Origin of the sequence: Billgrantia zhangzhouensis (genome assembly GCF_021404465.1) — a bacterium.
Lineage (GTDB): Bacteria > Pseudomonadota > Gammaproteobacteria > Pseudomonadales > Halomonadaceae > Halomonas > Halomonas zhangzhouensis.
Map to the genome: position 1 here is coordinate 194,673 of NZ_JABFTT010000009.1, position 24,165 is coordinate 218,837.

Consider the following 24,165-nt stretch of genomic DNA (forward strand, 5'->3'; position numbering starts at 1 on the left):
CTATGGGATGTGTTTTCTGCACAACCTATCCTCATGTTAATTTTTCTCTCCCTACTGTAGGGTAGAAAAAATTAACATGCAAGACTGGATTGTCTCTGTGGCATTGGCTCTAGTGCTGAAAGGAGGGCTTAGATAAGCAACCTCCCCAACCCACTCACTCTCACCACCTCCCTCGTCACCGCCTCATCCAGCATCCCGCGGCCCGTCTCCGCCAGCGTTAGCCAGTCCCTCGCGCGGGTGATGCCGGTGTAGACCAGCTCCCGGGTGAGGATGGGGTTGGGGGCATCGGGGAGCAGCAGGGCGGTGTGGGTGAATTCCGAGCCCTGGGACTTGTGCACCGTCATGGCGAACACGGTTTCCACCGCCTGCAGGCGGCTGGGCAGCACCCACTTGATGTTGCCGCTGCCGTCGCTGGTCGGGAAGGCGACACGCAGCAGGGTGCGGCCGGGTGTGTCGGTGGCACTGCGGGCCTCGGGCACGGCGAGGGTGATGCCGATATCGCCGTTCATCAGCCCCAGGCCGTAGTCGTTGCGGGTGACGAGCACCGGGCGGCCTTCGAACCAGCCCTGTTCCAGCTCCAGGTCGCTGGCCTTGAGCCAGCCGGCGCGGCGCAGCGCGTGGCCGATGCGCGGGTTCAGCCCTTCGATGCCCCAGGGGCCTTTCCTTAGCGCGCACAGCAGCTGAAAGTGGCCGTGGGCGGCGAGCACCTGGCGGGCCCAGTCGTCGTAGGGCTGGCGTTCGTCGCCTTCACCGAAGTAGGGCTGGGCGGGGCGGGCTGCCTGCATGACCTCTAGGTAGTGAGCGTAGCCGCGGGGCGAGGCGATGGGTTCGCCGCGTCGGTCGTGGCGGCCTGCGCCGCCGTTGATGAAACCGGCCGGGTTGCCATTCACCACCAGGCGATCCAGCGCCGGATCGTCGGCATCCGCCAGGGCGAGGCGGGCGATATCGGCGTAGCGTGACTTTCCATCAGTGCCGAAGATCTCGCGCACGGCGCGTTTCTTCTCTTTCTGCCCATGGTCTGAGCCGAGCGGGCGGTTGACCGCTTCGGCGAGCTGGCCAATGCCGCTCTTGGCATCGAAGCGGTGGCTTACCCGCAGCATGGCGATGGCCTGGTCGAGCGGCTGGCCGCCTTCGTCCTTGTAGCGTTCGGGAATCGGCGTGCCGGTCACCCGTTGCAGCCAGTCGCAGGTGGCCGGGGTGTAGTGGCCGCCTTCGGCGCGTTGGCACAGGTCGCCGAGCACGGCGCCGGCTTCCACCGAGGCGAGCTGGTCCTTGTCGCCGAGCAGGATCAGCCGGGCTTTGGGCGGCAGGGCGGTGAGCACGGCGGCCATCATCTCGATATCCACCATCGAGGCTTCGTCGATCACCAGGGCGTCCAGCGCCAGCGGGTTGCCGGCGTGGTGGCGGAAGTGGCGAGTATCCGGCCGTGAGCCCAGCAGGCGGTGCAGGGTCGTGACTTCCGTCGGGATGCTGTTGCGCAGGGTTGAGATATCCACACCCTGTTGGCCCACGGCGGCGGCCAGTTCCACCAGCGAGAGGTTCTGCACCTGCTTGGCGATGGATTCGTTGAGCCGGGCGGCGGCCTTGCCGGTGGGGGCGGCCAGGCGAATGCGCAGCGGGCGCGGGGTGGCGGAGCCTGCAGGTGCGGTTTCGCCCAGGGCCAGTGCCTGCAGTAGGGCAAGCAGCTTGACCACGGTGGTGGTCTTGCCGGTACCGGGGCCGCCGGTGATCACCGCGAAGCGCGAGCGGCTGGCGAGTGCACAGGCAGCCTGCTGCCAGTCGAGTTCATGTCCCGGAGTAAAGAGCGCGGCCAGCGCCCGGGCCAGGGTGACGGTATCGGCGTCTGTGTCGGTGGTGGCAGTAAGTCGGCTTCCGATCAGGCCGCGAATGTCCTGCTCGTACTGCCAGTAGCGGCGCAGGTAGAGCCGCACATTGCCGTCGCGCTCGCTGCGCACCAACGGGGTGTTGCCCGGTGGTTCGTTGCCGTCCGCCACCAGGGCGGGGTGGTGCAGGATGTCGCGCCAGGTAGCGAGATCCAGTTCGGTCAGCAGCTCGCTGGGCAGCGGCGGCGGGTCGCTGAGGTCGTCGCCTTCCGGCGGTAGCGAGAGCGCCAGGTCGGGGGCGGCGAGGGTCTGGGCGAGGTCGAGGCAAACATGGCCGCGACCGAGCTGATGGCTGGCAAGGGCAGCGGCGAGCAGCAGCAGAGGCGGGGCGTCGCTCACCTCGCGCTCGAAGAAGCTGGCCAGCGCGCGGTCCAGCGCGCGCAGCCAGCCGCGCTCCACCCAGCGGTCGAGCAGGGCGAACAGCGCCTGGTTGTCGTGGAGCGCGGCTTGCACGTTGCCCTGCGCGGCTTGGGGCGGTTCAGGTTCGGCGCCCTCGTCGGCTGCCTGGCTGCTGCCTGCTGATGCCTCCCCGAGATCAGCGAACAGGTCCGGGGTGGCGTCGTCGTGGTGCTTGCTGCGCTTGTTCATGCCGGCGCCTCCGTGGTGGTGCGGGTGCCTGCCGCTCGGGCGTCGCCCTGGAACAGCGCATCCAGCGCTTCGATCAGCTCCCGCGGGGGTCGCTCGGCGTGTACACCGCGGCTCTCCGCATTGGCGCCCCTGAGAAAGACGGTGAGCGAGCCGCCGATATGCCGGTCGTAATCGTAGCCCGGCAGGCGCGCCTTGAGCAGACGATGCAGGGCCAGCAGGTAGAGCGCGTACTGCAGGTCGTAGCGCTTGGCGGCCACCGCCTGACGCATGGCGTCCTGGCTGTAGGCACTGTCGTCCGGCCCCAGGTGGTTCGATTTCCAGTCGGCCACGTAGTAGCGCCCATCAAACTCGAACACCAGATCGATGAAGCCCTTGAGCATGCCGTTGAGGGTATCGGCATCCAGCGCGGGACGGGGCATGCTGGGGAGTGTGTAAGCACTTACGAGGGCGTCCAGCCGGCGGGTGTCGACCTGACGCGAAGCGAACCAGAACTCCATCTCCACCTGGTAGCTCGTCAGCGCTTCGAGTGTCAGGCTGCCCGCGCCGTTGGGCAGCGGCAGTGGGGCGGCGAGCAGGGTGCCTAACCAGGCATGCAGGGTATTCAGCCACGCCTGCCAGCCGCGCACCTGGCAGCGCCGCGCCAGGGTCTCTTCGCGGAGGGACGGATCGCGGGCCACACGGGCGAAGCCGTGTTCCCCCGCCCATTCGAGAATGCCGTGCAAGAAAGTACCGGGCCCGGGCCCCCTGGGAAACCGATGCAATGAATGATCTGCGCTCGGCCATACGGCGTTACTCTCTCGTTCGAGATGCTCATTTACAGACACGTAAACTCGTGTGCGAGCCCAGTCCGTCTCTCGCTCGAGAGTGCCTTGTCTGGCCGTCGCTCGATTGCGTTCATCAACGAGTGGTGACTTGTCGTGCGGCTCTTCGATCACTTCCAGCGCGGTGGCTTCCATGGCGGTGGCGGGTTCCGGCAAGCTGCCGCTACGCTGCGCTTCGCTGTCATAGGGGGTTGGCGGTAAGTCAGTCCTTACTGGGGCGCTTACCATTTCTCCCGAGAGGCGCAGCGCCGAGTAGCTGGCGATCCACCAGTGCTCGCGGGCGGGGCGTGCGGGCGTGCGCGCTTCGCCGAGGGTGGCCTCTCGTTCTGTCTGGGTGACGATCTGGGCGTGGGCCGGCGGCGCCGGGGCGATCTCGATGGCCGCACAGTCGCCCTTGAGCTGGGTAAGCGCGCTGGCGAAACCTGCCGGGCTCAGCGCTTCGCCGTTGGCCAGCAACTGGCCGATGGCGCTACCTTCGCCGCCCTTGAGCGGCGCCATGCCGAGCCAGGTGGCGTGGCGCGCGCGGGTCAGCGCCACGTAGAGCTTGCGCAGGTCCTCGCCCAGGCGCTCTCGGTCGACGGTGGCCAGGGTCTCCTCGTCGGCTTCCAGGCTGATGCGCAGGCGGCCTTCGGCGTCATGCCAGCGCAGCGGCGAGTCGTCCTTCTTCGTCGGGCGATGGCTACAGATGAAGGGCAGGAACACCAGCGGGTACTCCAGCCCCTTGGACTTGTGAATAGTGATGACCTGCACCAGGTCGGCGTCGCTCTCCAGGCGCAGTTTGTGGGTGTCGCCCTGGCCTTCCGGGTGCGCGATGGATTCGGCGAGAAAGCGAATCAGCGCGTGTTCGCCGTCGAGCTCCTGGCTGGCGTGCTGCAGCAGCTCCCCTAAATGAAGCAGGTCGGTAAGCGCTCTCTCACCGTCGCTGGCAGGCCCCCAGGCAAGTAGCCGCGTGGCGACGTCGAAGTCATGGATGATCTTGCGCACCAGCGGCAGCACGCCCTGGCGCTGCCACAGCCGGTGGTAATCGCGGAACTGCAGCACGCGGCCTTCCCAGGCCAGTTCATCCTCGTTCAACCTGTCCAGCGTGGCAATATCCAGCCCCAGCACGGAAGTGGCCAGGGCGGTACGTAGCAGCCTGTCGTCCTCAGGCGCCGCGCAGGCGCGCAGCCAGGCATCGAGCTGGGGGGCGACCGGCGAGGCGAACACCTTGTCCTTGTCGGAGAGATAGACGCTCTTTACCCCGCGCCGGGCCAGCGCCTGGCGGATCGCCCGCGCCTCGCCCAGGCCGTTGACCAGCACCGCCATATCGGAGGGCTTGAGCGGCTGTAATTCGCCCTGTTCGTTCTGGAAACCGGCACTGCCGCGCTGGCCCTCGTTGAGCAGCTCGACCATATAGGAGGCGCAGCGCTCGGCCATCACGCCGTGGTAGGCGGTCTTGGAGAGCGGCTCGTCGCTATCGAGCTGCCACAGGGTCATGGCCGGGAGTGGCTGGCCCTGGCGGGTGAGTGAGTCCTTGCGTCCTTTCGCTCCCACGCGATTGAAAGGCACTGGATTGCTGCCGTCGCCTTCCTTGAACAGGAAGGCGCCGGGCGGGTGCGCCTCGGCAAATTCGAAGCAGCGGTTCACCGACTCGACCATCTCGCGGCTGGAGCGGAAGTTGGTGCCCAGGGTGACGTGGCGGCCTTGGGTGTCGCGGCGGGCGCGCAAGTAGGTGTAGATGTCGGCACCGCGGAAGGCGTAGATCGCCTGTTTGGGGTCGCCGATCAAAAACACACCACACTCACGGCGGTTCTCGCGGATGCGGTACACGCAGTCGAAGATGCGGTACTGCACCGGGTCGGTGTCCTGGAATTCGTCGACCAGGGCGACCGGGAACTGGCGGCGGATCTGCGCGCCCAGTGCCTCGCAATTGGGGCCAGCCAGCGCCCGGTCGAGGTGCGTCAGCAGTTCGTTGGGGCCCATCTCGGCGCGGTGTTCCTGCTCGCGGTCGAGCCGCGCCCGGCACCAGTGCACGGCGTGGGTAAGCAGGTCGGCGTACGGGTCGGGCAGGGCGTGAAGTTCGTCCTGCAGCGCTTCCAGTGCGGCCAGCGCGGGGTGGCCCGGCGGCTCGCCCTTGAGCCAGATATCGGCCATGCCCTGGGGCGTGAGGCGCTTCCAGGCGGCATCGGTCAGGCCGGGCCAGGTGGCCTCGCCTTGGCACCATTCGCGTAGCGCGGCGAGCCAGTTGGCGCGGCTGCGGGCATTGAAGCTCTGGCCCTTGAAGGCCTTCTGCTGGGCGGCCTCTTCGAATAGCGCCTCGCACTCGTCCACCCATGCCGGCCAGGGCGCCTTGAGCTGGGCCAGGCGCTCGGCGGTCTCGCGGCTGGCGTTGGCGATCGTCTCGGCCGGGGGCGGGGCGTGCTTGTTCAGCGCCTCGGCTTCGGGCATCAGGCCGCGCACGGCAGCGTGCAGTTGCTCGGGCGTGCTCCAGTGGCGTACCACGCTGGCCAGTTCGTCGGTGTTCAGCGGGTAGTAGAAGCTGCGCCAGTAGTCGCGCACCACCTCGAGTTCCAGCTCGGTCTGGTCGTTTTCCAGGTCGAGCGAGAACAGGCTGCCGCTGTCGAAGGCATGCTCGCGCAGCATGCGGTAGCACCAGCTGTGGATGGTGGAGACGGCGGCCTCGTCCATCCATTCGGCGGCGAGCTGCAGGCGGCGGGCGCAGGCGGGCCAAGTGGCGGGGTCGTATTGGTCCCTGAGGGCGATGAGGAGCGGATCTTGTGGCGTCGGGGCTGATCCGGCGACAGGCCTCTGCGAGGGCGCTGTGAACCCATCCCTGGGCGCTACTTTTTCCTTCCCTGGAAAAAGACCCTCGCTACGGCCTGTCCCCGGCGCCCCTCTGACGTGTGCGCTCTCATCGTCAGTAGGCGCGGCTTCGGGCGCCTGTGAAGAGAGAAAGACATTAGCAGCTTCCACCAGCCGCGCGCGGATACGCTCGCGCAGCTCCTGAGTGGCGGCGTTGGTGAAGGTGACGACGAGAATTTCCGGCGGCGTCAGCGGGCGTTCGAAGGCGGCGTCGTCATCGGCCGAGCGGGCGCCGAGTACCAGGCGCACATAGAGCAGGGCGATGGTGAAGGTCTTGCCCGTGCCGGCGCTGGCTTCGATGAGGCGGCTGCCATGCAAGGGAAACTGGAGTGGATTGAGCTGTGTCGCGTCGCTCATTAGCTATCTCCCTTGACAGCGTAAGGGGCTTGCATATTTAGCTACCAGGCCACCCAGACCCTCCGTGCGGTCACTCTGGGCCACCACCAAGCCAAAAAGAGGAAGGGCAGCAGAAAGCGACATGGGCATCCTCAAAAACTCGGGCAAGCCCACATGGTGCACTAGGTGGCGGTTTTACTCTACTTGGTAGCTACCTATTGGCTTAGTCCACTATTTCAAAACCAGCCGCTGACAGAGGTGCTTTGAGACCGAGTTCTGGCCATAGCGTCATGGCACGCTGTGGCCAAAGCTTCTCGCGAAGGCTCCGCGTATTATGCGTGGCGCTGGATGAGGGCTTCGAGGTGTCGGCAACTGCTCTCGAGGACCGCATCCGATAGGTTCGTCACGCCAAGTAGTAGCCCACTTTTCGCCTTACCATTGTCATCGGCATACCAGATAGACAGTGGCGCAGGAGCGAGCCCCAGCGCCTCAGCAGCTTCTGCGATTTTTACATCATCGGCTTCGTCGGGCAGTGTCAGCAGTAGGGATAATCCTGCCATGGTGTTGGATGACAACGCTTGCCCCAGTTGTTGCAGCAAGGCATCGCGGCGCTGAGCATATAGCCTCTTCATGCGCCGTATATGGCGTAAGTAGTAGCCATCACGCATGAAAGCCGCAACGGCCAACTGGGTCGCTAACGATGAAGCTGGCGATAGTGCAGCGGCAACGTCTCCGAAAAGGTTCACCAGCGCCGACGGCACGACCATGAAACCGAGCCGCAGCGTGGGGCTGATGGTCTTGCTGAAGGTTCCGATATGGATGACGCGTCCATCGCCGTCCAGTGACGCCAGCGCTGGAGTGGCCTTGCCACCGAGCTTTAGTTCGCTGAGGTAGTCGTCTTCGATGACCCAGGCGTCTGCCGCAGCCGCCCATTGGAGCAGGGCGCACCGCCTGGACAGCGAGAGCGATACGCCCAGTGGTGCCTGTTGGCTGGCCGTAACAATGGCGAGAGACGCATCTGGAGCACGCCTTAACCCCTCAGCGACATCCAGTCCCTCTGTGTCGACCGAGATAGGGACCGGAATGTAGCCGGCCAGTGATACCGCTCGACTAGCCAGTGGGTAGCCGGGATCCTCTACCCAGACCTGTCGGTTACCAAGCTCAAGCGCGTGCAGGGCAAGGCCTAGTGCGCCGGCATAGCCGTTAGTGATGATGACCTGGTCGGCGGAACACGGTAGACCGCGAGCGACCGATAGATAGGCGGCGATTTCCTTTCGCAGCTCCCTTTCTCCCCGAGGATCGTGGTAGCGAGTGGCTTCCATGGCGGCAAGTCGTGCATAGCGAGTGATGGTGCGGGACCATACCTTGTAAGGAAACATGTCCGACGCCGGAACACCGACCTGAAAGGGTTTCGGCGAGCTGTCGAAATCACGGTAGAGCTCTGGCAGTGGCAGCCGAGTGGGAACCTCGTCAGGGTTGGTCTGGGCGGTGGGCAATGGGCTCGCGACGAAGGTTCCCGCGGCACCACGAGCGACTACCAGTTGGGCGTCGGCCAGCCGTTCATAGGCGGTTTTTACCGTGCCTCTGGCAACGCCCAACTGGGTGGCTAGATCGTGCCAGGAGGGGAGGCGTGCCCCCTCATAGAGATGCCCCTCGCGGATCGCGGTGGCAATGCTGTCGCGTATCTGCTCGGCCAGCGAACGTCGGTGGAGCCGATCGACAGCGATGCGGAGAGAGTTCATGGTCCGAGTCATGGTATACCGACTTTGTCAGTTCTTGGTACTTTTTTCTGTACTGTGCCACCCCCAGACTACTCTACTGCCAAACCACTCTCCACTGCTGCTGAAGCGGTATTCAGCTGCTGTTCAGGCCGACAAGGAACCTCAAGATGCCAACTCGAACACCTACGATCCGCTATGGATTGCTGCTGGCACTGTTGGTCAGTGGCCTTTGCACCACCTCCGTGTCAAGCGCCACCAGCGATACGCAGAGTGAGGAACAGGCCGTCGAGGCCTATGACCAGGAGGCTGACGGCGAGCGTCGCGCCAGGAGTGCAGGAGAGTCTCTGATCGGCCAGCCAGGACCCGAAGTCACGGTCACCACCCTGGATGGTGAACAGATTGCACTATCCGAACTGTATGGCGAAAAGCCCGTGTATCTGAAATTCTGGGCAACCTGGTGCGTACCTTGCCGTCAGCAGATGCCTGGTTTCCAGGAAATTTATGAAACGTACGGCGATGAGATACAGGTCATAGCGGTCAACACCGGTTTCAGCGATACCGTCGATGCCGCGCGTAAGTATCGCGAAGAGATGGGCCTTGGCATGCCGATCACGGTAGATGATGGCACCCTCGCCGAAGCACTCAATCTACGAGTCACGCCGCAGCATGTGCTCATCGACCGTAGTGGACATATTTCCTATATCGGGCATCGAGATGACCAGCAGTTCGAAGATGCTCTCCAGCGAGTCGTGCGGGGCAACGATGAGGGTGATAGTGCCACGCAAGGTGCCGATACCGCGAAGGTGCAAGCGCTGAACATTGGCGATAGCGTCGACGGACTCACGCTAAACACTCTCTCTGGCGATGTTGTTGAGTTGTTTGATGATGGCACTGACAACCCTCGTGGCATCGTATTCTTTGCCCCTTGGTGCGAGTGGTATCTGGAGGAAAGCCAGCCGGAAACGTCTCAAGCGTGTCGCCGCGTTCGTGAAACCGTGGATGGTCTGGCCAGGCAAGGTGACATCGACTGGATCGGGGTTTCATCCGGGCTCTGGGCATCACAAGAGGATCTTGAAGATTACCGCGACGCCAACGAAGTCAGTATTCCTCTTGCCCTTGATGCCAGTGGTAACTTCTATCGTGCCTTCGACGTCCAAGAGATTCCCACCGTCGTGTTGATTGACAGTAATGGCCATGTGGCCAAGCGCCTGGGTCCCCAGGATACGGCGTTGGCTGAAGCAGTACAGAGCATCGCTGCCAAGTGATACCAGACGATTTCCGATGCTGACCACCATTCAACGGAGAAGCCCATCCCTGATGGGCCTGTTGTCTATGCCAACCATTATGATGCGCGGTCTCGTCGCGGTTCGTCTGCTGGCGTTGATCTCTGTAGTAAGCGTACTGAGCTTGATACCACCAGGCGCGGCCGTGGCACAAGGCTCCGCCGAGGGCCAAAGCGATGTGATGATTCGGACATCGCTTATGGCAGAGAGTGCTCGTCCGGCAGCGGGAGAGCAGACAACGCTTGCCGTCGTCATGCAACCTCAGGATGGTTGGCACGGCTACTGGAAACAGCCCGGGAGCGTGGGGCTTGCATCACAGTTTGACTGGCAACTGCCCGATGGAGTGACGGTAGGAGAGCCGGCATATCCGGTCCCCGAGACGCTGCTCATCGATGACTTGATGAACCATGTTTACGAACACCCGTACGCCATTCTGGTGCCGCTGAATGTACCGGACCACCTGGGCGAGGGGACGACGATTCCTGTCCGGCTCGACCTTCAATATCTGGCCTGTCGAGAAGATGCCTGCATTCCCGAAAGGGCGACGCTATCGACGCAACTGTCTGTCGGTGATGGCGCGGCATCGCCCCGTCACCAATCGGACTTTGATCATTGGCGCCAGGCCTTGCCGCGACCTTTGGGCGCACGAGCCACCTACGAGCATACGGGCGACCGCATTCGCATCGCCATTCCCTTGCCAGCCAGCGTCAAGCTGGATCAACCGCACCTGTTTGTCGCTAATGATGAAGCCGTCGATCCGGCCGCCCGGCAGAATTTCAGCCGCCAGGGGGATGAGCTTATCGTCGAGACGGCGGCGGGAGTGACATTGCCAGAGCCTCTCGAGGCGGTAGTGACACTTGCTGGGGGCACGGGATTGGCCTTCCAGGCGGATGCGGGTTCTGTACCTGCGCCGGATGTTAATGGGTATGTCACCAATGACAGCGCTGAAGAAAAGCGTACGAGTGGCACCGTTGGCGTAATACTGACGGCGCTGTTCGGAGCCATTGCCGGCGGGATACTGCTCAATGTCATGCCGTGCGTATTTCCGATTCTGAGCCTCAAGGTACTGAGCCTGGCAAGATTGTCCGGCGGCCCTCGTGAAGCGAGGCGAGAAGCCCTTGCCTATACGGCAGGCGTCGTCGGGGTATGCATTCTGCTCGGGGCGGGGATACTTGCCTTGCGTGCCGCTGGGGCTCAGGTTGGCTGGGCCTTTCAGCTCCAGGAGCCTCGTGTCATTGTCGGCTTGACGCTTCTGATTACGGCAATTGCCTTCAATCTGGCGGGTTTGTTCGAACTTGGCGGGTTCAATGGCGGGGCTCAGTTGGCCGAGAAGGGCGGCGCCACTGGGGCTTTCTGGACCGGAGTACTGGCAGCCTTCGTGGCAACTCCCTGTTCGGGGCCGTTCATGGCAACGGCACTGGGTACCGCAATATTGTTGCCACCGCTGGCAGCACTGACGATTTTCGCGGGGCTGGGGTTGGGCATTGCGCTACCTTTTCTGATCCTCGGCTACTTTCCTGCACTCAGTCGCAAGCTACCGCGTCCTGGGCCATGGATGCAGAGCGTCAGGCACGCCTTGGCCATTCCGATGTTCGTAACCGCGTTGGCGCTGCTCTGGGTGCTGGGACAGCAGCTATCCAGTGATGGCGTGGTCGCCACCCTGGCCGTAGTCATGCTACTGGCGGCAGGGCTCTGGTTGACAGGCCTGCGCCAACGTAGCGGAAAACGCGGGTCTTGGGGACCGTCAGTTTGTACTGCCGTGGTGGCGCTGAGCGCTGGATGGTTCATTCCAGCGGCGTTTCCACAGAGCTCTGATTCACAGCTTCTGGGCGCTGCCGATGAATCTCGTCAGTTATTGAGTTTCGATGAAATTCGTCTCGATGAGTTACGTGAACAGAACACACCGTTATTCGTGTATTTCACGGCGGACTGGTGCGTGACCTGCAAGGTGAATGAAAAGAGTGCCATTGATCGCCAGACGACACGTGATGCTTTTCAACAGGCTGGCGTGACCACCATGGTGGGAGACTGGACCAATGGGGATCCCGCCATTACGGCCTTTCTCAATCGCCATGACAGAACCGGCGTGCCTCTTTATCTGTGGTATGCGCCAGGGGCTGAGAAACCCAAAATGTTACCGCAATTGCTCACTCCGACATTGCTCGCTGATCTAGTCACCGAATGAAAGTCGGTGAGCGGCTTATGTTTATCGACGCAGGATGGGTGAGATTGCTTGTTTTCCATTGCCTTTCACGGCCAGATGCACCGGGGCAAGCAGGCGCTCGGTCAGCTCGGCGAAGCCGCCGACGTTGTGGCGGGCTTCATATAGCGCAGTGAAGCTGGGCCAGCGGTGGGCGAGGTAGGCGTTGCGGCCCGCTTCGCCGACGTTGAAGTCGTCGCCGTTGTAGGTGCTGGCGGCGGCGCGCCAGGCGTCGCTGTCGCGCTCCGTTTCGGGCGTTCCCAACTTGCTCAGCCAGACGAAGGCGGTGTCGCAGGCTAGCGGCAGCGGCATCTGCATGCCGGCCTGCCAGGTGCGGACGATCTCGCGCAAGTGCCCACGGGCGACTTCCGGGTCGAGGGGCGGAAGGGTGACGTGGCCGGCCTTGGAAAGCAGCAGTGTGGTCATTGGTTTGTCGTTCAGGTGCCCGGCCAGGTGTGCGACCCAGTGGCGCAGGAGGTGCGACCAGCGGTACTTGCCTTTCTTTACCAGGCTGCTGCTGGTGAGCACCAGGCGGCAGCGCTCGCCCGATTCGCTCACGCGCAGTTCGTCGAGCCAATCCTCAATAGGCGGGGCGCCAGGCACGCTGAGCTGCACCGGCTCGGGCTCCTCGACGGCATGGGGCCACGTTTCCAGAGCTTCTTCATAGGCTTCGAATAGCGCCTCCATCGGTTCGGTGAGCTGTTCGCGCATGCGCTCGCCGAAGGCGCCCATGGCCAGCACGCCTTGGCCCTGCAGGCGGTCGAGGGTGTCGAGCATGGCGGGCATGCGCTCGCGGCCTTCGTCCATGGCGCTGCGCTGCTCGCGAATCAGCAGGTCTTGCAACTGCCAGTTGCCGAGGCCATCCAGGGCGAAGGGCTCGTGGTCGAGGCTGACGATGTCTTCACGTTCCAGAAACACCTTGAGGCGGGTGGTGAAGAAGGCGCGGGCCGGGTCGCGCAGGAAGTTGCCGAGCTGGGCCAGCGTCAGAGGAGTTTCATGTGTGAACTCCTTGAGCTCTTCGGCCGCTACCATCTCGCCGTGTGCCTTGCCATGAATTTCGCGCCATTCGTGGGCGTAGGTGAACAGCCGCCGGGCGGCCACGTCTCGCTCGGCCTGCTGCGCCTCGGTAGGGAAGTAAGTGCGGCTGAACGGCTGCAGTGGGTGCTCGCTAGTGAGGGCTTCAAGCAGGTCGCTGTCGTCGCTTGTGCGCCAGCCGGCCTTGAGATGGTCGCGCAGCTGGCCGACCAGCACCGAGGGCGGTTTCTCGCTGTTGTCGACGATGCTGCGACCCACCCAACTGACGTAGAGCTGCTCGCGGGCGGAGAGCAGCGCCTCGAGGAACAGGTAGCGGTCATCCTCGCGGCGCGAGCGGTCGCCGGGGCGGTAGTCGCCGTTCATCAGGTCGAAGTCCATCGGCGGGTGGCTGCGCGGGTAGTCGCCATCGTTCATGCCCAGCAGGCACACCCGCTTGAAGGGGATGGCGCGCATCGGCATCAGGGTGGCGAAGTTCACCGCGCCGGCCAGGAAGCGTTGCGACAGGCTCGGTTCGTCGATCTGGGCCAGCCAGTGCTCGCGCACCACGGAAAGCGGAAGCTCGCGGGTCAGTCCAGCCTCCTCGGCGCTCTCCTGCCAGGCCTGCAGCGATTGTTCGAGCTGGGCCAGCATCAGGCTGTCATCGGGGGCCTCGGCGAGAAAGCTCGCTTCCAGCAAAGTGCGCAGGCGCTGCATCCAGCCGCTCATGTCGGTGGGCTCGCGCAGGCTGCGCCACTGTATTTCCAGTGTTTCCAGCAGTGCGGCCAATGGCCCGGCTAGTGCCGCCTCCAGGCCGCCGATGTCGTCGAAGGGTTCGATACCCTGCCACGGGCCGCTGGCGGCCTCGCCCACGGCGTAGCCCAGCAGCAGCCGGCGCAGGCCGAAGGCCCAGGTGTTCTGCTCCATGCCCTGTGGCAGGTCGAGGCTGCCGCGCTGGCTGGCGTTGAGCCCCCAGCGGATGCCGGCGCCCTCGATCCAGCGGCGCAGGGTGGGTACGTCGTCCTCATTGAGCCCGAAGCGTGCGCGCAGGGCGGGCACGTCGAGCAGGTCGAGCAGGTCGCTCACCGAGAGGCGCAGCTCCGGCAGGCGCAGCAGTTTTTCCAGCGCGATCAGCAGCGGCAGGCGGTGGCGGCTGCCCTGGTCGGAGAGGGTGAAGGGAATGTAGCGCGGGTCGTCGCGCTCGATCTGTCCAAAAACTGCCTGCACATGGGGCGCGTAGTGGTCGATGTCCGGTACCATCACGATCACGTCGCGGGGTTTGAGGTTCGGGTCGGCGCTGAAGGCGGCGAGCAACTGGTCGTGCAGGATTTCCACTTCGCGCTGGGGGCTGTGGGCGGCGTGGAAGACGATGGAGTCGTCGCGGCTCGGGTCCACCGCCGGCCAGGTCTCGCGGGTCTCGTGCAGCGGGCGCAGCTCGCGGATGTCGTCCTGTAGCTGCTGCAGCAGCCGGCCGTTGCCTTCGCGCACGAAGGGCTCGAACAGATCGATGCGCAGCGAGTCGGCCTGGAACAGCGCCTCGTACTGCTGGGCGTCGTCGTGTTCGTCGATCAGGCGCAGGTAGTCGCGGCCCTGCTTGCCCCAGGCGGCGAGCAGCGGCTGGGCGTGCAAGTGCAGGCTCTCCGCTCCCTCGCCACTGGTGTCGCCAACGCCGAGTACATCGAGCCGCTCGGGCATGCCGGCCTTGCGCCGCTGGCGGTAGCGCTGGGCCCGGAGCAGGTCCTTGTGTTCGATGATATCGGCCCAGTAGTGCTGGCAGGGGTTGTGCACGCACAGCACCACCTGGCAGCAGCGGGCGATGGCGGCCAAGGCTTCCAGCGCTTGCTGGGGCAGCGAGGAGATGCCGAACACCATTACCCGGCGCGGCAGGCCGGGAGGGCATTCACTGCCGTGAAGCTCGCGGGCGGCGGTGAGAAAGCGTCGGTGCACCATGGCGCGGCTGGAGGCCACGCCGTCGTCGCCTATATCTTGGGCGACGCTTTTCACCACGGCCCGCCACAGGGCCGGCTGCCAGCGCTGGGCGTCATCGATGGGGCGGGCTTCGCCGCGGGCGGAGATCAGTACATCCTCGCCGCGAGCCCAGGCCTCGAGCCAGTCGGCGCGGTACACCTGGTACTGGTCGAACAGGTCGGCCAGGCGCTCGGCGAGCTGGTGGTGCTTGCGCAGGTCGCTGTCGCCATCCAGAAAGCGGCGCAGCGGGGTGAACTCATCGCGCGGCATCAGTTCCGGCAGCAGGCGCAGCAGCCGCCACAGCAGGCGCGACTTGTCGAAGGGCGAGGTGGCTGGCACCGCGTTGGCATCGCCTTCCACATGGTTGAGCACCGCACGGTAGGCCTGCCACAGGAAGCGCGCCGGCAGGGTGACGTCCAGCGCGGCGGCGATGCCGCTGCCGCCGTCGGCCTCGTCGGCGGCCAGCGCCAGCTTCATCCACTGGCCAATGCCGTTGCTCTGCACCAGGATCGTCTCGTTCTCCAGCGGAGCGAGCGGGTGGCGCTTCATCCACTCCACCGCCACGCCGCGCAGGTCCTCCAGGCGGTTGCCGTGAACGACCATGAAGCCGGGGGGGAGGTCATTCTGATGGGAGTGATCGAGCACGGTCATCGACTGTCCTTGGCGGCGGCAACGTCTCCCGCTATGTTGCCGGAAATCGGCACCCGACACACGTCCAGGCCCTGCGCTTATAGATGGCTACCTGCGACCGTGAGGATCTTGTACTCATCATAGGCGTACTGGTCGGTCATGCCGCTGATGAAGTCCTGAAGCAGGCGGCAGCGGTAGTAAAACTCCCACAGAACTTCGTTCGCTTGTCCGTTGACCTTTTCGGTTGCCAGTCGGTAGGCCTTGACGTGCCGCTCGGCCAAACGGCCCGCAAGACGCTTGAGGTACGGTGAAGCGCTTTTGTCTTGGTCGAGCGTAGCATTGAACTCTTCAGCGCTGCACCTCAGCAAAGGGGAGTAAAGATCAATCAAGCCGAAAATGATGCGGTAGCCTTGAAGCTCCAGAGTTTCAACTTCTCGGTTGCTGAAGACTTCCTTTCGCGCGACCCCTTTGAGGGTTTCGATGGCTAAGGAGTTAAGGCTGTCATCCTCCATGAGAGCATGGTCGAAATGTCCTGCGTAAATACTCTCTATATTATCAATGAAGCGATCGGCGGCATGCTGAACAAGCGAGTGAATGAGGTTGACCCTTAGCCACAGGAAAAACTCGCTGCTTTTGTTGATGGGTGTTGCTTCTGCCCGTTGCGCGGCAAAATTGATTATCTCTTGGAAGCTTTGTGTGTTTTTTGATAGTGTAATGAAATTGGCCTCATTGATGTCGCCAAGAGCCTTGAATTCCTTCTCGAGTAGTTCTTTTATTTGTTTGATGTCGAGAATGCCTTTCTCTACAGCATCCTCTATATCGGCAAGGCCATATGAGATGTCATCTGCAGCTTCCATGATCCAGGTTACGGGGTGGCGGGAGCCCAGCGGCATACCTAACGCACTCCACAGCTCATGCACGAAATCTTCTTCAGAGAGATAAAACCCGGGTTTCTTTCTGAGGTAGGCGCCGTCTGCCTTTTTGTCGGGTTTCGGCTCGTACGCGGGGCGTACGTACTTGAGCAGGCTGGCCGTTTGAGTATAGGTCAAATTCAAGACCAGTAAATTGGCTACGAGTCGAATCGCCTGAGCGTTGCCCTCAAAGCTTTGTAAGTCGAGCAGCATCTTCTGCTCTAGCTCGGCATTCGACACATGATTGCCAATGAATTCTTTGATAGAAGTGAGGTTTTCGGTGAACCAGGAGTTGATGGCATGTTCACCGAAATGGCCAAACGGTGGGTTACCGATGTCATGGCTCAAACAAGCCATCTCGACGATGCTTTCAAGCGCACGTTCGAGTTGTTCAAGGCCATATTGCGCCGTCAAATCTTTATCGTTAAGCTTCTTGAATATGGTGCGAAGAATGAAGCGGCCTGTTTGTTGCACCTCAAGAGAGTGTGTAAGGCGGCTCCGGACGGTGGCATTTCTTTCGAGAGGAAAGACTTGTGTCTTTTGTTGAAGTCTTCGGATGGCCGGCGAGTTGATGATTCTTCCTCGGTCGCTTTCGAGCTGCCCAGTCAGATAGTCTAGGTAGCCATTGGTTGTCCAAGGCCTGTTGTTATTCGAACGTGCATAGGGTCTCTGTGCTGTTATCCTAGTCTTGAAATCGATGACTTCCTTCATCTTGTCCCCCACGCGTGTAATGTTCATTTTTCATAACATGCTGAAAGAAAATGCTCAAGCAGTCGCTGTCAATTGCACTCCCAATGTTTTCCGCAGACATGAGGAGCGATCTTGATTGGCGCTGCATGACGTGCGCGTGGGTCACCCCGAGCTGCACGACCCGGCCCTGGCCTCCTATCCACGTGGTCAGTCATTCGCTTCGCGTCTCAGGGCGGAAGGGGCGTGGGACATTCTCTACCACAGCGTCAGGCAGCTAGGGCATGAATGTGCGGCGGTGCTGCGCCCGCCGGCGCTGAGTATTCCCATTCAGAGCCCGCATCTCCGCTACGTGTGGGATGGCAAGGCGCAGGCTGTGACCATGTTTTCGAGATTGCCGAGCGATGCGGGGGTGGCAGTTCTCCCCTGGCCTTAGCGAACCAGACCCCGGTCAGTATTAGGGAAATGCCTATCATTTGATAATGCGTCTTGTTTGTTTCACTATGTGTCGCTAATGATGTCATCGCTACGTGATGCTTACCTACCCTATGGCGACTCCACGCGCACTGTTGAAGATGTTCCTTGGGGAGCGACCGCGTCTGGTCCAACGGATCAGCCGTATCGTCGATAACGAGGCCGAAGCCGAAGACTTGGCGCAAGAATCCTTCGTCAAGTTGTGGCGTCGCCAGCCGAAAGACGACGACTCCGTCGGGCTACTCTACCGTACCGCGCACAACCTGGCGCTCGACCATCTGCGTGCCCAGAAGGTGCGCCAACGTCATCAAGAGGGGGCTCAGGTAGAAGCGCAGGATGATGCGCACCCCAGCGCCGAGTCGATCGCCGCTACGCTGGAGCGCTGGGGCGATCTGGTGGCTGAGCTGGACGCATTGCCTGCGCGCACGCGCCGTATCTTTCTGCTCAATCGCGTTGAAGGCGAGACCTATGCCGCCATTGCCGAGCGTTTGGAGGTCTCGGTCAGCACCGTGGAGAAAGAGATGATGCGAGCGATGCGGGTATGCCGTCAGTGGCAACGCCGGCATGACGAGGAATGAGGGAATCTGGCCGCTGGGGCGTTATTAGAAAAGGCAACCACAAGTGCCGTGACAACGATGATCGTGCGATGAGGAGATGTACCAAGGTGGCGTTACCCTCCCAGGAAGCGCTCGACGATGAAGCCATGCAATGGTTTCTACGCCTGCGCGACCCCGCTGCCAGCGAGGCGGATCGGCGTGCCTTCGAGGCATGGCTGGCGCAGAGCGAGCGGCATGCCGAGGCCTACGCAGAGGCGGAGCAGCTATGGCAAGCGGTGGAAGCGCCGGCCAAGTGGCTCGCCGAGCGGGAGGCCAGTACTCGGCCATCATCGTCGTTACATCAAGCATGGCCGTGGGCTGCTGCGGCCTGTCTGCTCTTGACGTTGTTACTCGGCTTTGGTGCGTGGCGTGACCCCGGCGTGTTCGACAGGTGGATGGCAGACCTGGCCACTGCCCCAGGCCATACCCAGCAGGTGGTGCTGGAAGATGGCTCCCGGCTGTTTCTCGATGCCGATAGCGCCGTGGATATCGTAATGACGGATGGCAGGCGGCAGTTGTCGCTGCGCCGTGGTCGCCTCTGGGTGGATGTGGTCAGCGAATCCGAGCGCCCCTTTACGGTGTTGGCCGGCGAGGCGAAAGCCAAGGTGGTGGGCACGCGCTTTGCCGTAGAGCGTCACGCCGGCGACGTGCAAGTCTCCGTGGAGGAGGGGCGCGTTGCCGTCTCTCGTGGCCAGAGTGACGAAAGCACCGAGCGGGTGGTGCTGGGCGCCAATCAGGCGATCCAGCTCCACCGCGGTTTACCGCTAGGCATGCCCAGCGAGATCGATGCCAGGGGCCGGCTGGCCTGGGCTCGGGGCCAACTTCTTTTCGACCAGACCGCACTCGACGAGGTCGCCGTACAGCTTGAGCGCATGCTGCCAGGCCGAGTGGTCGTCAGCGGCGATGGGACGACGTCTTATCGGCTTTCCGGCAGTTTTCCCGCGCATGATCCCGACGCCATCCTCGGCGCCCTGGAAACGAGTCTGGGGATAACCGTCAGGCGGCTGCCGGGGATCACCTGGCTGGCGTTCCCGGCGCATCCCTCAAACCAAGATTCCCCTTCTCTCTAACGAGGACAACGAGGCCACTCATGGAAACAGTGCCCCCACTGGAACAGGCGGTCGTTCAGCCGCTCAGCAAGCGTCTCAAGCATGCCACCCGAGAGCAGCATGAGAGCGTCGACCGGTCGATCATGGCGTTACGTCCTTTCGACGACCTGGAAGGCTACGCCCGCTTCTTGAGGGTTCAACAGGGTTTTCAGCAGCGCTGCCTGCCCATCTATCGTCATCCACGGCTGGCTGACTGGATCTCCGACCTGACCTTGCGCTGCCGGTACGCTGCAGTGGTGCGCGACTGCCAGGACTTGGGTGTCGACGCCGAACAATGGCAAAAGGCAGATGGCGCGGCGCCGCTACGTGAGGCACTGCCCCATCTGCTGGGGTGGCTATATGTCAACGAAGGCTCCAACCTTGGGGCGGCCTTTCTGTTCAAGCGAGCCGCCGAGCTTGGGTTATCCGCCAGCCACGGTGCGCGACACCTGGCACCTAGTGATGAAGGCCGTGGTCTGCACTGGCGAAACTTCACGCAACAGCTGGATGCGATACCGCTGCCCGAAGCCGACATCGCGCAAGTGATTGGCGGTGCCAAGGAGGCCTTCGCCTGTGTCGAAGCGTTGGCGCGCCCGTTGGTTCGTTGAGGCACCAACCGCCCAGTCGGATCGAGAAAACAAGTGCCAAGGTTTCGTACGAGAGGTCGGCGAGCCAAACCGTTTTCGCATAAATCCTAGCGCCGGGTAGCCAACCCCGCCGCACATAGATGATCGAGCAGCTCTGCTACCAGTGGCAGGCTGCTTATTTGGCTGGCAGGTACCCAGCGCACCTCGGCGGCATCGTCGCCGGCTTGCAGGGCACCGCCGATGGGCGTGGCGGCAAAGTCATGCAGTTCGTAGACGAACTCATCGTCCAAGGCCAGTTGAGCCGTCCAGAGCTTCCGGCCCACCTCGACCCGCAACCCCGTCTCCTCGAACGCCTCGCGGGCGGCGGCGGCGCGCAGACTCTCGCCGGGCTCGACCTTGCCGCCGGGTACGGACCATAGGCCCGCTTCGGGCGGGTTTAGGCGCTTCACCATCAGGATGGCGCCATCCTCGCGCTGAATGACAGCGCAAGCGGCTTGTATCGTTTTCGGCATACGGCCCTCCGCTGATGAACGAGTCGCCCCGAACGTTAGCCTGCCACCCTAGCGTAACGCTGACACGCTCTCAGCTACATCGCGATTGCCACCGATTTGACCGAATCATTGAGGAATGCCTCAGCCTCGAACGTTTATTGAATGAGAAGCAAAATCATTCAATAAATCCTTGTGTTAAGGGGAACGTCACATGCAGCATGAGCAGCGTGAGAGACTGCCGGGGGGGAAAGGTCTCTATCGCAAGGTCGCGGAGGGAGTCGGCATCGTCGCGATGCTGGCGATTCTCGTGGTATGCATCGGGCTACGCGAGGCCCATGGGCAATCGGGAGGAAGCCGCGATGCGATGGATGCCCAGCCGTTGGCCCAGCAGCGCTATCGCTTCGATTTGCCCGAGCAGTCGTTGCTCTACTCACTGGGCGAATTCACCGCCATCACCAACATCTCGGTCCTGCGCCCGGATGACAGGGCCATCGGTGGCGTGGCGCCGGCCATCAGCGGCGAGATGACCGCCGATGAGGCCCTGCGAAGCCTGCTGAGTGGCACGGGGTTGGGTATCGAGTACCGCAACGGCCGCACCGCTGAAATCGTCGAGCCGCAACCGGCGACGATGACCACCGTTGGCGATCAGGTCGAGTTCAGTACCCTCACGGTTACCGCTAGTCGCCAGGATTGGACCTACCACGAACCGCGCTCGGTGAGCGTTATCAGCCGCGAGCAGATTGATCGCCTGCCGCCGCGCCATGCCGCCGACATGCTGATCGAGACGCCGGGGGTCTACAGCGCGGTGGATACCCAGGATCCCGCGCTGTCGGTGAATATTCGCGGCATGCAGGACTTCGGTCGCGTCAACACCATGATCGATGGCATGCGCCAGAACTTCAACGAGAACGCCCACCAGCAGCGCAATGGCAGTCTCTACGTCGATTCCGAGTTGCTCAGCGAGGTGGTGGTCTCCAAGGGGCCCACGTCCGATGTGCACGGCGCCGGCGCTATTGCCGGCAGCGCCAATTTCAGAACGTTGGACTATGACGACATCATCATGGACGGCAACGATGTCGGCGTGCGGCTGAGGGCCAATACCGGCCTGGGCAGCGAGGGCAACGGGGTCAAGTTTATCGGTAGTCTGGCAGCGGCGGGGCGCTTCGGCGATGGCCGCCTGGAATTGTTGGGGGCACGGAGCCGGCGCAGCCTGGGCGAGTACGCGCCGGGGCGTCGAGGGGAAAGCTTCGACTGGCTGATGGTCGGCGTGCAGGACGGCTTCGAGGAGCGCGACAATGAGCAAGTCGTCGACCGTGTCAAGTTCACCGACCAGACCCAGGAGTCCAACCTGTTCAAGGCGCGGCTCAATCTGACGCCGGACCAGGCGCTGCAGTTCACCTATCTGGATACCGATATCTCCTATAACAACGTCTCCGATCGCCGGGTCACCAACCCCAGCGACGGTAGCGTGCGCGATGGCGACGAGGCGTGGCAGCAGTACGGCAATGCCGAGGCGACCTCGCAGTCCATCGGCCTCGACTACACCTTCAACCCCGACTCTAGTTGGATCGACTTGGAGGCCAGGGTCTACCGCGTCTCCACCGATAACGAGCGCTATACCCGGGAAGGGCGGCCGGTAATCACCGACGGTATCAACATGACCGAGGAAGCATGGAGCACAGGACGATGCGACCAAGTGCCCTTTCCAGATAACTGGCAAAGTGAATGCGAGGCTGGGCTGGGTTCCAACGCAGTAACCAATATCACTACTTATGGCTTGGCGCTGGAGAATACCGCGCGCTTTGCATTGGGTCGCGTCGATGGCTTCCGCTTCAATCACGGTATCGAGTACTTTCAGGACCGTGGCGACTCCAATACTGAATATGACCGGCAAGGTACCGCCATCAGGATGGCGGAAAATACTCTGCAACCCAATGGAAAGCGCAGCATCGCCAGCGCCTTCGGCAATCTGGTATGGGAAAACGACACCTGGACACTGGGAGGAGGGCTGCGCTATGACTATTACCGGCTGAAAGGTGATACCCGTTTGCCGGGGGTGGAATGGAATTATTCCACACGACAAGAGCAGTTCGATGACTATTTTTCTCCCGATGAGCAACAGATGTTGCGAGATATGGGCCTGTATGATCGGTACTACAACCTGAATTGGTTCGCCCCAGGGTGGAAAGGCGAGTATGCCTATTACGAATATGAAGTTAACAATCGTGAAGACAAGCTGCTTCCCACCTTACAGGCAGCTTACCGTCCCACCAATTGGCTGGAACTGTTTGCCAGTTGGGGCGAGTCATGGCGACCGCCAGCGCTGACCGAATCTCTGATGGAGGGCAGCCACCCCGATGACCCCTTTGCCGTGATGTTCCCCAACCCCTATGCCGAATCCGAGACCTCGCGTAGTTGGGAGGTGGGCGTCAATACTGTCTTCCAGGATCTGCTGTTTGATAGTGATCGTCTGCTGAGCAAGTTGGCCTATTACGACACCCGAGTGGACAACTATCTGATTACCAGCACGGTCAATGTCATGCCCGGACGCACTGGGGGGTTGGGGAGTACCATGTTCGTCAATAACCAGGTGCCGATGAACTTTCGTGGCATCGAGCTGGAACTCGACTATGATGCCCGGCGATGGTACACCCGCCTCAACTACACCCATGTATTGGGAGGTGACCAGAACTTCTGCCAATACGCACGTCCTATGGGAAGTCACTATCCGCGCCACGATATGCCCGATGAGGAGGGCAACTATTCAGAACAGCACCACTGGGCGATCGAGAATGGCTATGACTCCTACGAGGATTATCTGGACCAGCAGATAAACTGTGCTGCGGGGGGAGCGGCCGCACAATTTGGCATGAACAGTGCGCGCAACGTGCCAATGGACCGTGGCAGTTGGGTAGTGGGCATGCGTCTGTTCGATGAGAAGCTGGATATGGGCACACGGCTCAACTATAGCGCCGAGGGCAAGCCGGAGGACTTCGATTACGCCATCTGGCCCAGCTACACCACCTGGGACCTGTACGCCAGCTACCGCGTCAACGATCACATGTTGCTGCGCGCCTCCATAGAGAATCTGCGCGATCAAAACTATGTGACCGGTTATTCGGATATCTTCTCCCGCACCTATGCGCCGGGGCGCACGGCGATGGCGGGAGTGGAATTGCAGTTCTGAGACCATGATGGGAAATCCTGTCACGGTCGAAGGATCATGTCGCCGTATCGCGGCATGGAAGACGGGGCATGCGACGCCATGCCCAGCGGGGCTCGGCGGATGGGCCGCCGAACCTCATTGACCAAGCAAGGCAAAAGGAGAATGCATCATGTCTGTTTCCGTTGAATACGATGAAAGCAACATTCCTCCTATCTTTCCTCCTCCCACTACTTTGGAGGAACTGCTAGTGGGATTCGAGGACTTCGGTGTTCCCGGCGAGCACCCCGATAATACCGGAGGGTTCTATACGGACGGCAATCCATCCGGACTGTCCGGCGACGTCTACGCATTTTCGATTGATGCGGGAGCGTTTGCCTTCTCGGCGGTCGGGGATCTCACCTATGATTTCTCCAGCCATACGCTGCACGGGACGCTGGAAGGGTTGACCCTAGGTGGTGGCCTGAACAGTGATGGTACAGTTGATAGCGACTTCATCACCTTCACCTTCGACGAGCCGCTGGTCGGCGATCTTGCCGATGGTCGTGAGAATGTGGTGCATGACGTGATCTGGGGTCTGATGAACGGCTCCGTGGTTGGCGCCGACGACAGTGCGGGGACTGGCACAAACGGCGGCCTGATCAATGCGCTAGAGGAGAATGGCCTCGACCCCAGCGATGTCCTCCTAGCCGATCTGGTGGGTGTCAGTGCGGCATCCAGCGACTTCGATCTGGCTCTGGCTGCGTGAGCGTCGCCACATAATAAAAAAGGTTCTACGCATTCTGGCGTGAAGGCGAAGTGATCTTAGGGAAAGGCAGGATAGAGAAACGGCGGTAAATCCGAGTAAGCTGATGTTCGCCAAAACGCCCAGCCTACGGATACCGCC

The 24,165-nt window shown here is 62.2% G+C and carries 14 protein-coding genes; 8 read left to right on the top strand and 6 right to left on the bottom strand.

Features of this window, described 5'->3' with window-relative positions; all coding sequences use genetic code 11:
- Positions 1-128: 128 nt before the first annotated feature.
- From recD to pdxR, 3 genes are all read right to left on the bottom strand, one after another.
- The gene (recD, locus tag HOP51_RS13410; RefSeq protein WP_234274401.1) at positions 129-2,471 is read right to left on the bottom strand and encodes an exodeoxyribonuclease V subunit alpha; all 2,343 of its coding nucleotides are present in this window, start codon (positions 2,469-2,471) and stop codon (positions 129-131) included.
- The gene (gene recB, locus HOP51_RS13415) at positions 2,468-6,490 is read right to left on the bottom strand and encodes an exodeoxyribonuclease V subunit beta (RefSeq protein ID WP_234274402.1); all 4,023 of its coding nucleotides are present in this window, start codon (positions 6,488-6,490) and stop codon (positions 2,468-2,470) included. Before recB ends, recD begins: the two co-directional genes overlap by 4 nt.
- A gap of 311 nt (positions 6,491-6,801) precedes the next feature.
- Positions 6,802-8,211: a MocR-like pyridoxine biosynthesis transcription factor PdxR gene (pdxR, locus tag HOP51_RS13420; protein WP_234274403.1), complete on the bottom strand. Its 1,410-nt coding sequence runs from the start codon at positions 8,209-8,211 to the stop codon at positions 6,802-6,804.
- A 146-nt stretch (positions 8,212-8,357) separates the two neighbouring features.
- Between pdxR and HOP51_RS13425 the strand changes: the two genes are divergently transcribed.
- Together HOP51_RS13425 and HOP51_RS13430 are read left to right on the top strand one after the other, a co-directional pair.
- Complete coding sequence (locus tag HOP51_RS13425; RefSeq protein WP_234274404.1) at positions 8,358-9,455, top strand: TlpA family protein disulfide reductase; 1,098 nt, start codon at positions 8,358-8,360, stop codon at positions 9,453-9,455.
- Between the two features lie 16 nt (positions 9,456-9,471).
- Positions 9,472-11,658 (top strand): protein-disulfide reductase DsbD family protein, encoded by a 2,187-nt coding sequence (locus HOP51_RS13430; protein WP_234274405.1) that lies wholly within the window; start codon positions 9,472-9,474, stop codon positions 11,656-11,658.
- 21 nt (positions 11,659-11,679) lie between these two features.
- On the opposite strand, the gene recC is transcribed toward HOP51_RS13430, so the two are convergent.
- Entirely contained in the window at positions 11,680-15,303 is a 3,624-nt protein-coding gene (gene recC, locus HOP51_RS13435; protein ID WP_234274406.1) for an exodeoxyribonuclease V subunit gamma, read from the bottom strand.
- A 77-nt stretch (positions 15,304-15,380) separates the two neighbouring features.
- Positions 15,381-16,904 carry a dGTPase gene (gene dgt, locus HOP51_RS13440; RefSeq protein ID WP_234274407.1) on the bottom strand — a complete coding sequence of 508 codons (1,524 nt, stop codon included), beginning with the start codon at positions 16,902-16,904 and terminating at the stop codon, positions 15,381-15,383.
- Between the two features lie 130 nt (positions 16,905-17,034).
- Between dgt and HOP51_RS13445 the strand changes: the two genes are divergently transcribed.
- The 4 genes from HOP51_RS13445 (at position 17,035) to HOP51_RS13460 (ending at position 19,646) form a co-directional block, all read left to right on the top strand.
- Positions 17,035-17,316 carry an RES family NAD+ phosphorylase gene (locus tag HOP51_RS13445; RefSeq protein ID WP_338073047.1) on the top strand — a complete coding sequence of 94 codons (282 nt, stop codon included), beginning with the start codon at positions 17,035-17,037 and terminating at the stop codon, positions 17,314-17,316.
- A 112-nt stretch (positions 17,317-17,428) separates the two neighbouring features.
- Complete coding sequence (locus HOP51_RS13450) at positions 17,429-17,932, top strand: RNA polymerase sigma factor (RefSeq protein WP_234274408.1); 504 nt, start codon at positions 17,429-17,431, stop codon at positions 17,930-17,932.
- Between the two features lie 86 nt (positions 17,933-18,018).
- Positions 18,019-19,020: a FecR family protein gene (locus tag HOP51_RS13455; RefSeq protein ID WP_234274409.1), complete on the top strand. Its 1,002-nt coding sequence runs from the start codon at positions 18,019-18,021 to the stop codon at positions 19,018-19,020.
- 20 nt (positions 19,021-19,040) lie between these two features.
- A complete protein-coding gene (locus HOP51_RS13460) occupies positions 19,041-19,646 on the top strand; it encodes a biliverdin-producing heme oxygenase (RefSeq protein ID WP_234274410.1) in 606 nt (201 codons plus the stop codon).
- Between the two features lie 86 nt (positions 19,647-19,732).
- On the opposite strand, the gene HOP51_RS13465 is transcribed toward HOP51_RS13460, so the two are convergent.
- Positions 19,733-20,137 (bottom strand): NUDIX domain-containing protein, encoded by a 405-nt coding sequence (locus HOP51_RS13465; protein WP_234274411.1) that lies wholly within the window; start codon positions 20,135-20,137, stop codon positions 19,733-19,735.
- Positions 20,138-20,327: 190 nt separating this feature from the next.
- Between HOP51_RS13465 and HOP51_RS13470 the strand changes: the two genes are divergently transcribed.
- Together HOP51_RS13470 and HOP51_RS13475 are read left to right on the top strand one after the other, a co-directional pair.
- On the top strand, positions 20,328-23,303 hold the full coding sequence (locus HOP51_RS13470) for a TonB-dependent receptor (RefSeq protein ID WP_234274412.1): 2,976 nt from the start codon (positions 20,328-20,330) through the stop codon (positions 23,301-23,303).
- Between the two features lie 148 nt (positions 23,304-23,451).
- Positions 23,452-24,027 (top strand): heme acquisition protein HasA, encoded by a 576-nt coding sequence (locus tag HOP51_RS13475; protein WP_234274413.1) that lies wholly within the window; start codon positions 23,452-23,454, stop codon positions 24,025-24,027.
- Positions 24,028-24,165 lie beyond the last annotated feature (138 nt).

Excerpts from the sequence above, each read along its gene's own strand:
- recD (WP_234274401.1), bottom strand. The coding sequence starts at position 2,471 with ATGAACAAGCGCAGCAAGCACCACGACGACGCCACCCCGGACCTGTTC.
- recB (WP_234274402.1), bottom strand. The coding sequence starts at position 6,490 with ATGAGCGACGCGACACAGCTCAATCCACTCCAGTTTCCCTTGCATGGC.
- pdxR (WP_234274403.1), bottom strand. The coding sequence starts at position 8,211 with ATGAACTCTCTCCGCATCGCTGTCGATCGGCTCCACCGACGTTCGCTG.
- HOP51_RS13425 (WP_234274404.1), top strand. The coding sequence starts at position 8,358 with ATGCCAACTCGAACACCTACGATCCGCTATGGATTGCTGCTGGCACTG.
- HOP51_RS13430 (WP_234274405.1), top strand. The coding sequence starts at position 9,472 with ATGCTGACCACCATTCAACGGAGAAGCCCATCCCTGATGGGCCTGTTG.
- recC (WP_234274406.1), bottom strand. The coding sequence starts at position 15,303 with ATGACCGTGCTCGATCACTCCCATCAGAATGACCTCCCCCCCGGCTTC.
- dgt (WP_234274407.1), bottom strand. The coding sequence starts at position 16,904 with ATGAAGGAAGTCATCGATTTCAAGACTAGGATAACAGCACAGAGACCC.
- HOP51_RS13450 (WP_234274408.1), top strand. The coding sequence starts at position 17,429 with ATGGCGACTCCACGCGCACTGTTGAAGATGTTCCTTGGGGAGCGACCG.
- HOP51_RS13460 (WP_234274410.1), top strand. The coding sequence starts at position 19,041 with ATGGAAACAGTGCCCCCACTGGAACAGGCGGTCGTTCAGCCGCTCAGC.
- HOP51_RS13465 (WP_234274411.1), bottom strand. The coding sequence starts at position 20,137 with ATGCCGAAAACGATACAAGCCGCTTGCGCTGTCATTCAGCGCGAGGAT.
- HOP51_RS13470 (WP_234274412.1), top strand. The coding sequence starts at position 20,328 with ATGCAGCATGAGCAGCGTGAGAGACTGCCGGGGGGGAAAGGTCTCTAT.
- HOP51_RS13475 (WP_234274413.1), top strand. The coding sequence starts at position 23,452 with ATGTCTGTTTCCGTTGAATACGATGAAAGCAACATTCCTCCTATCTTT.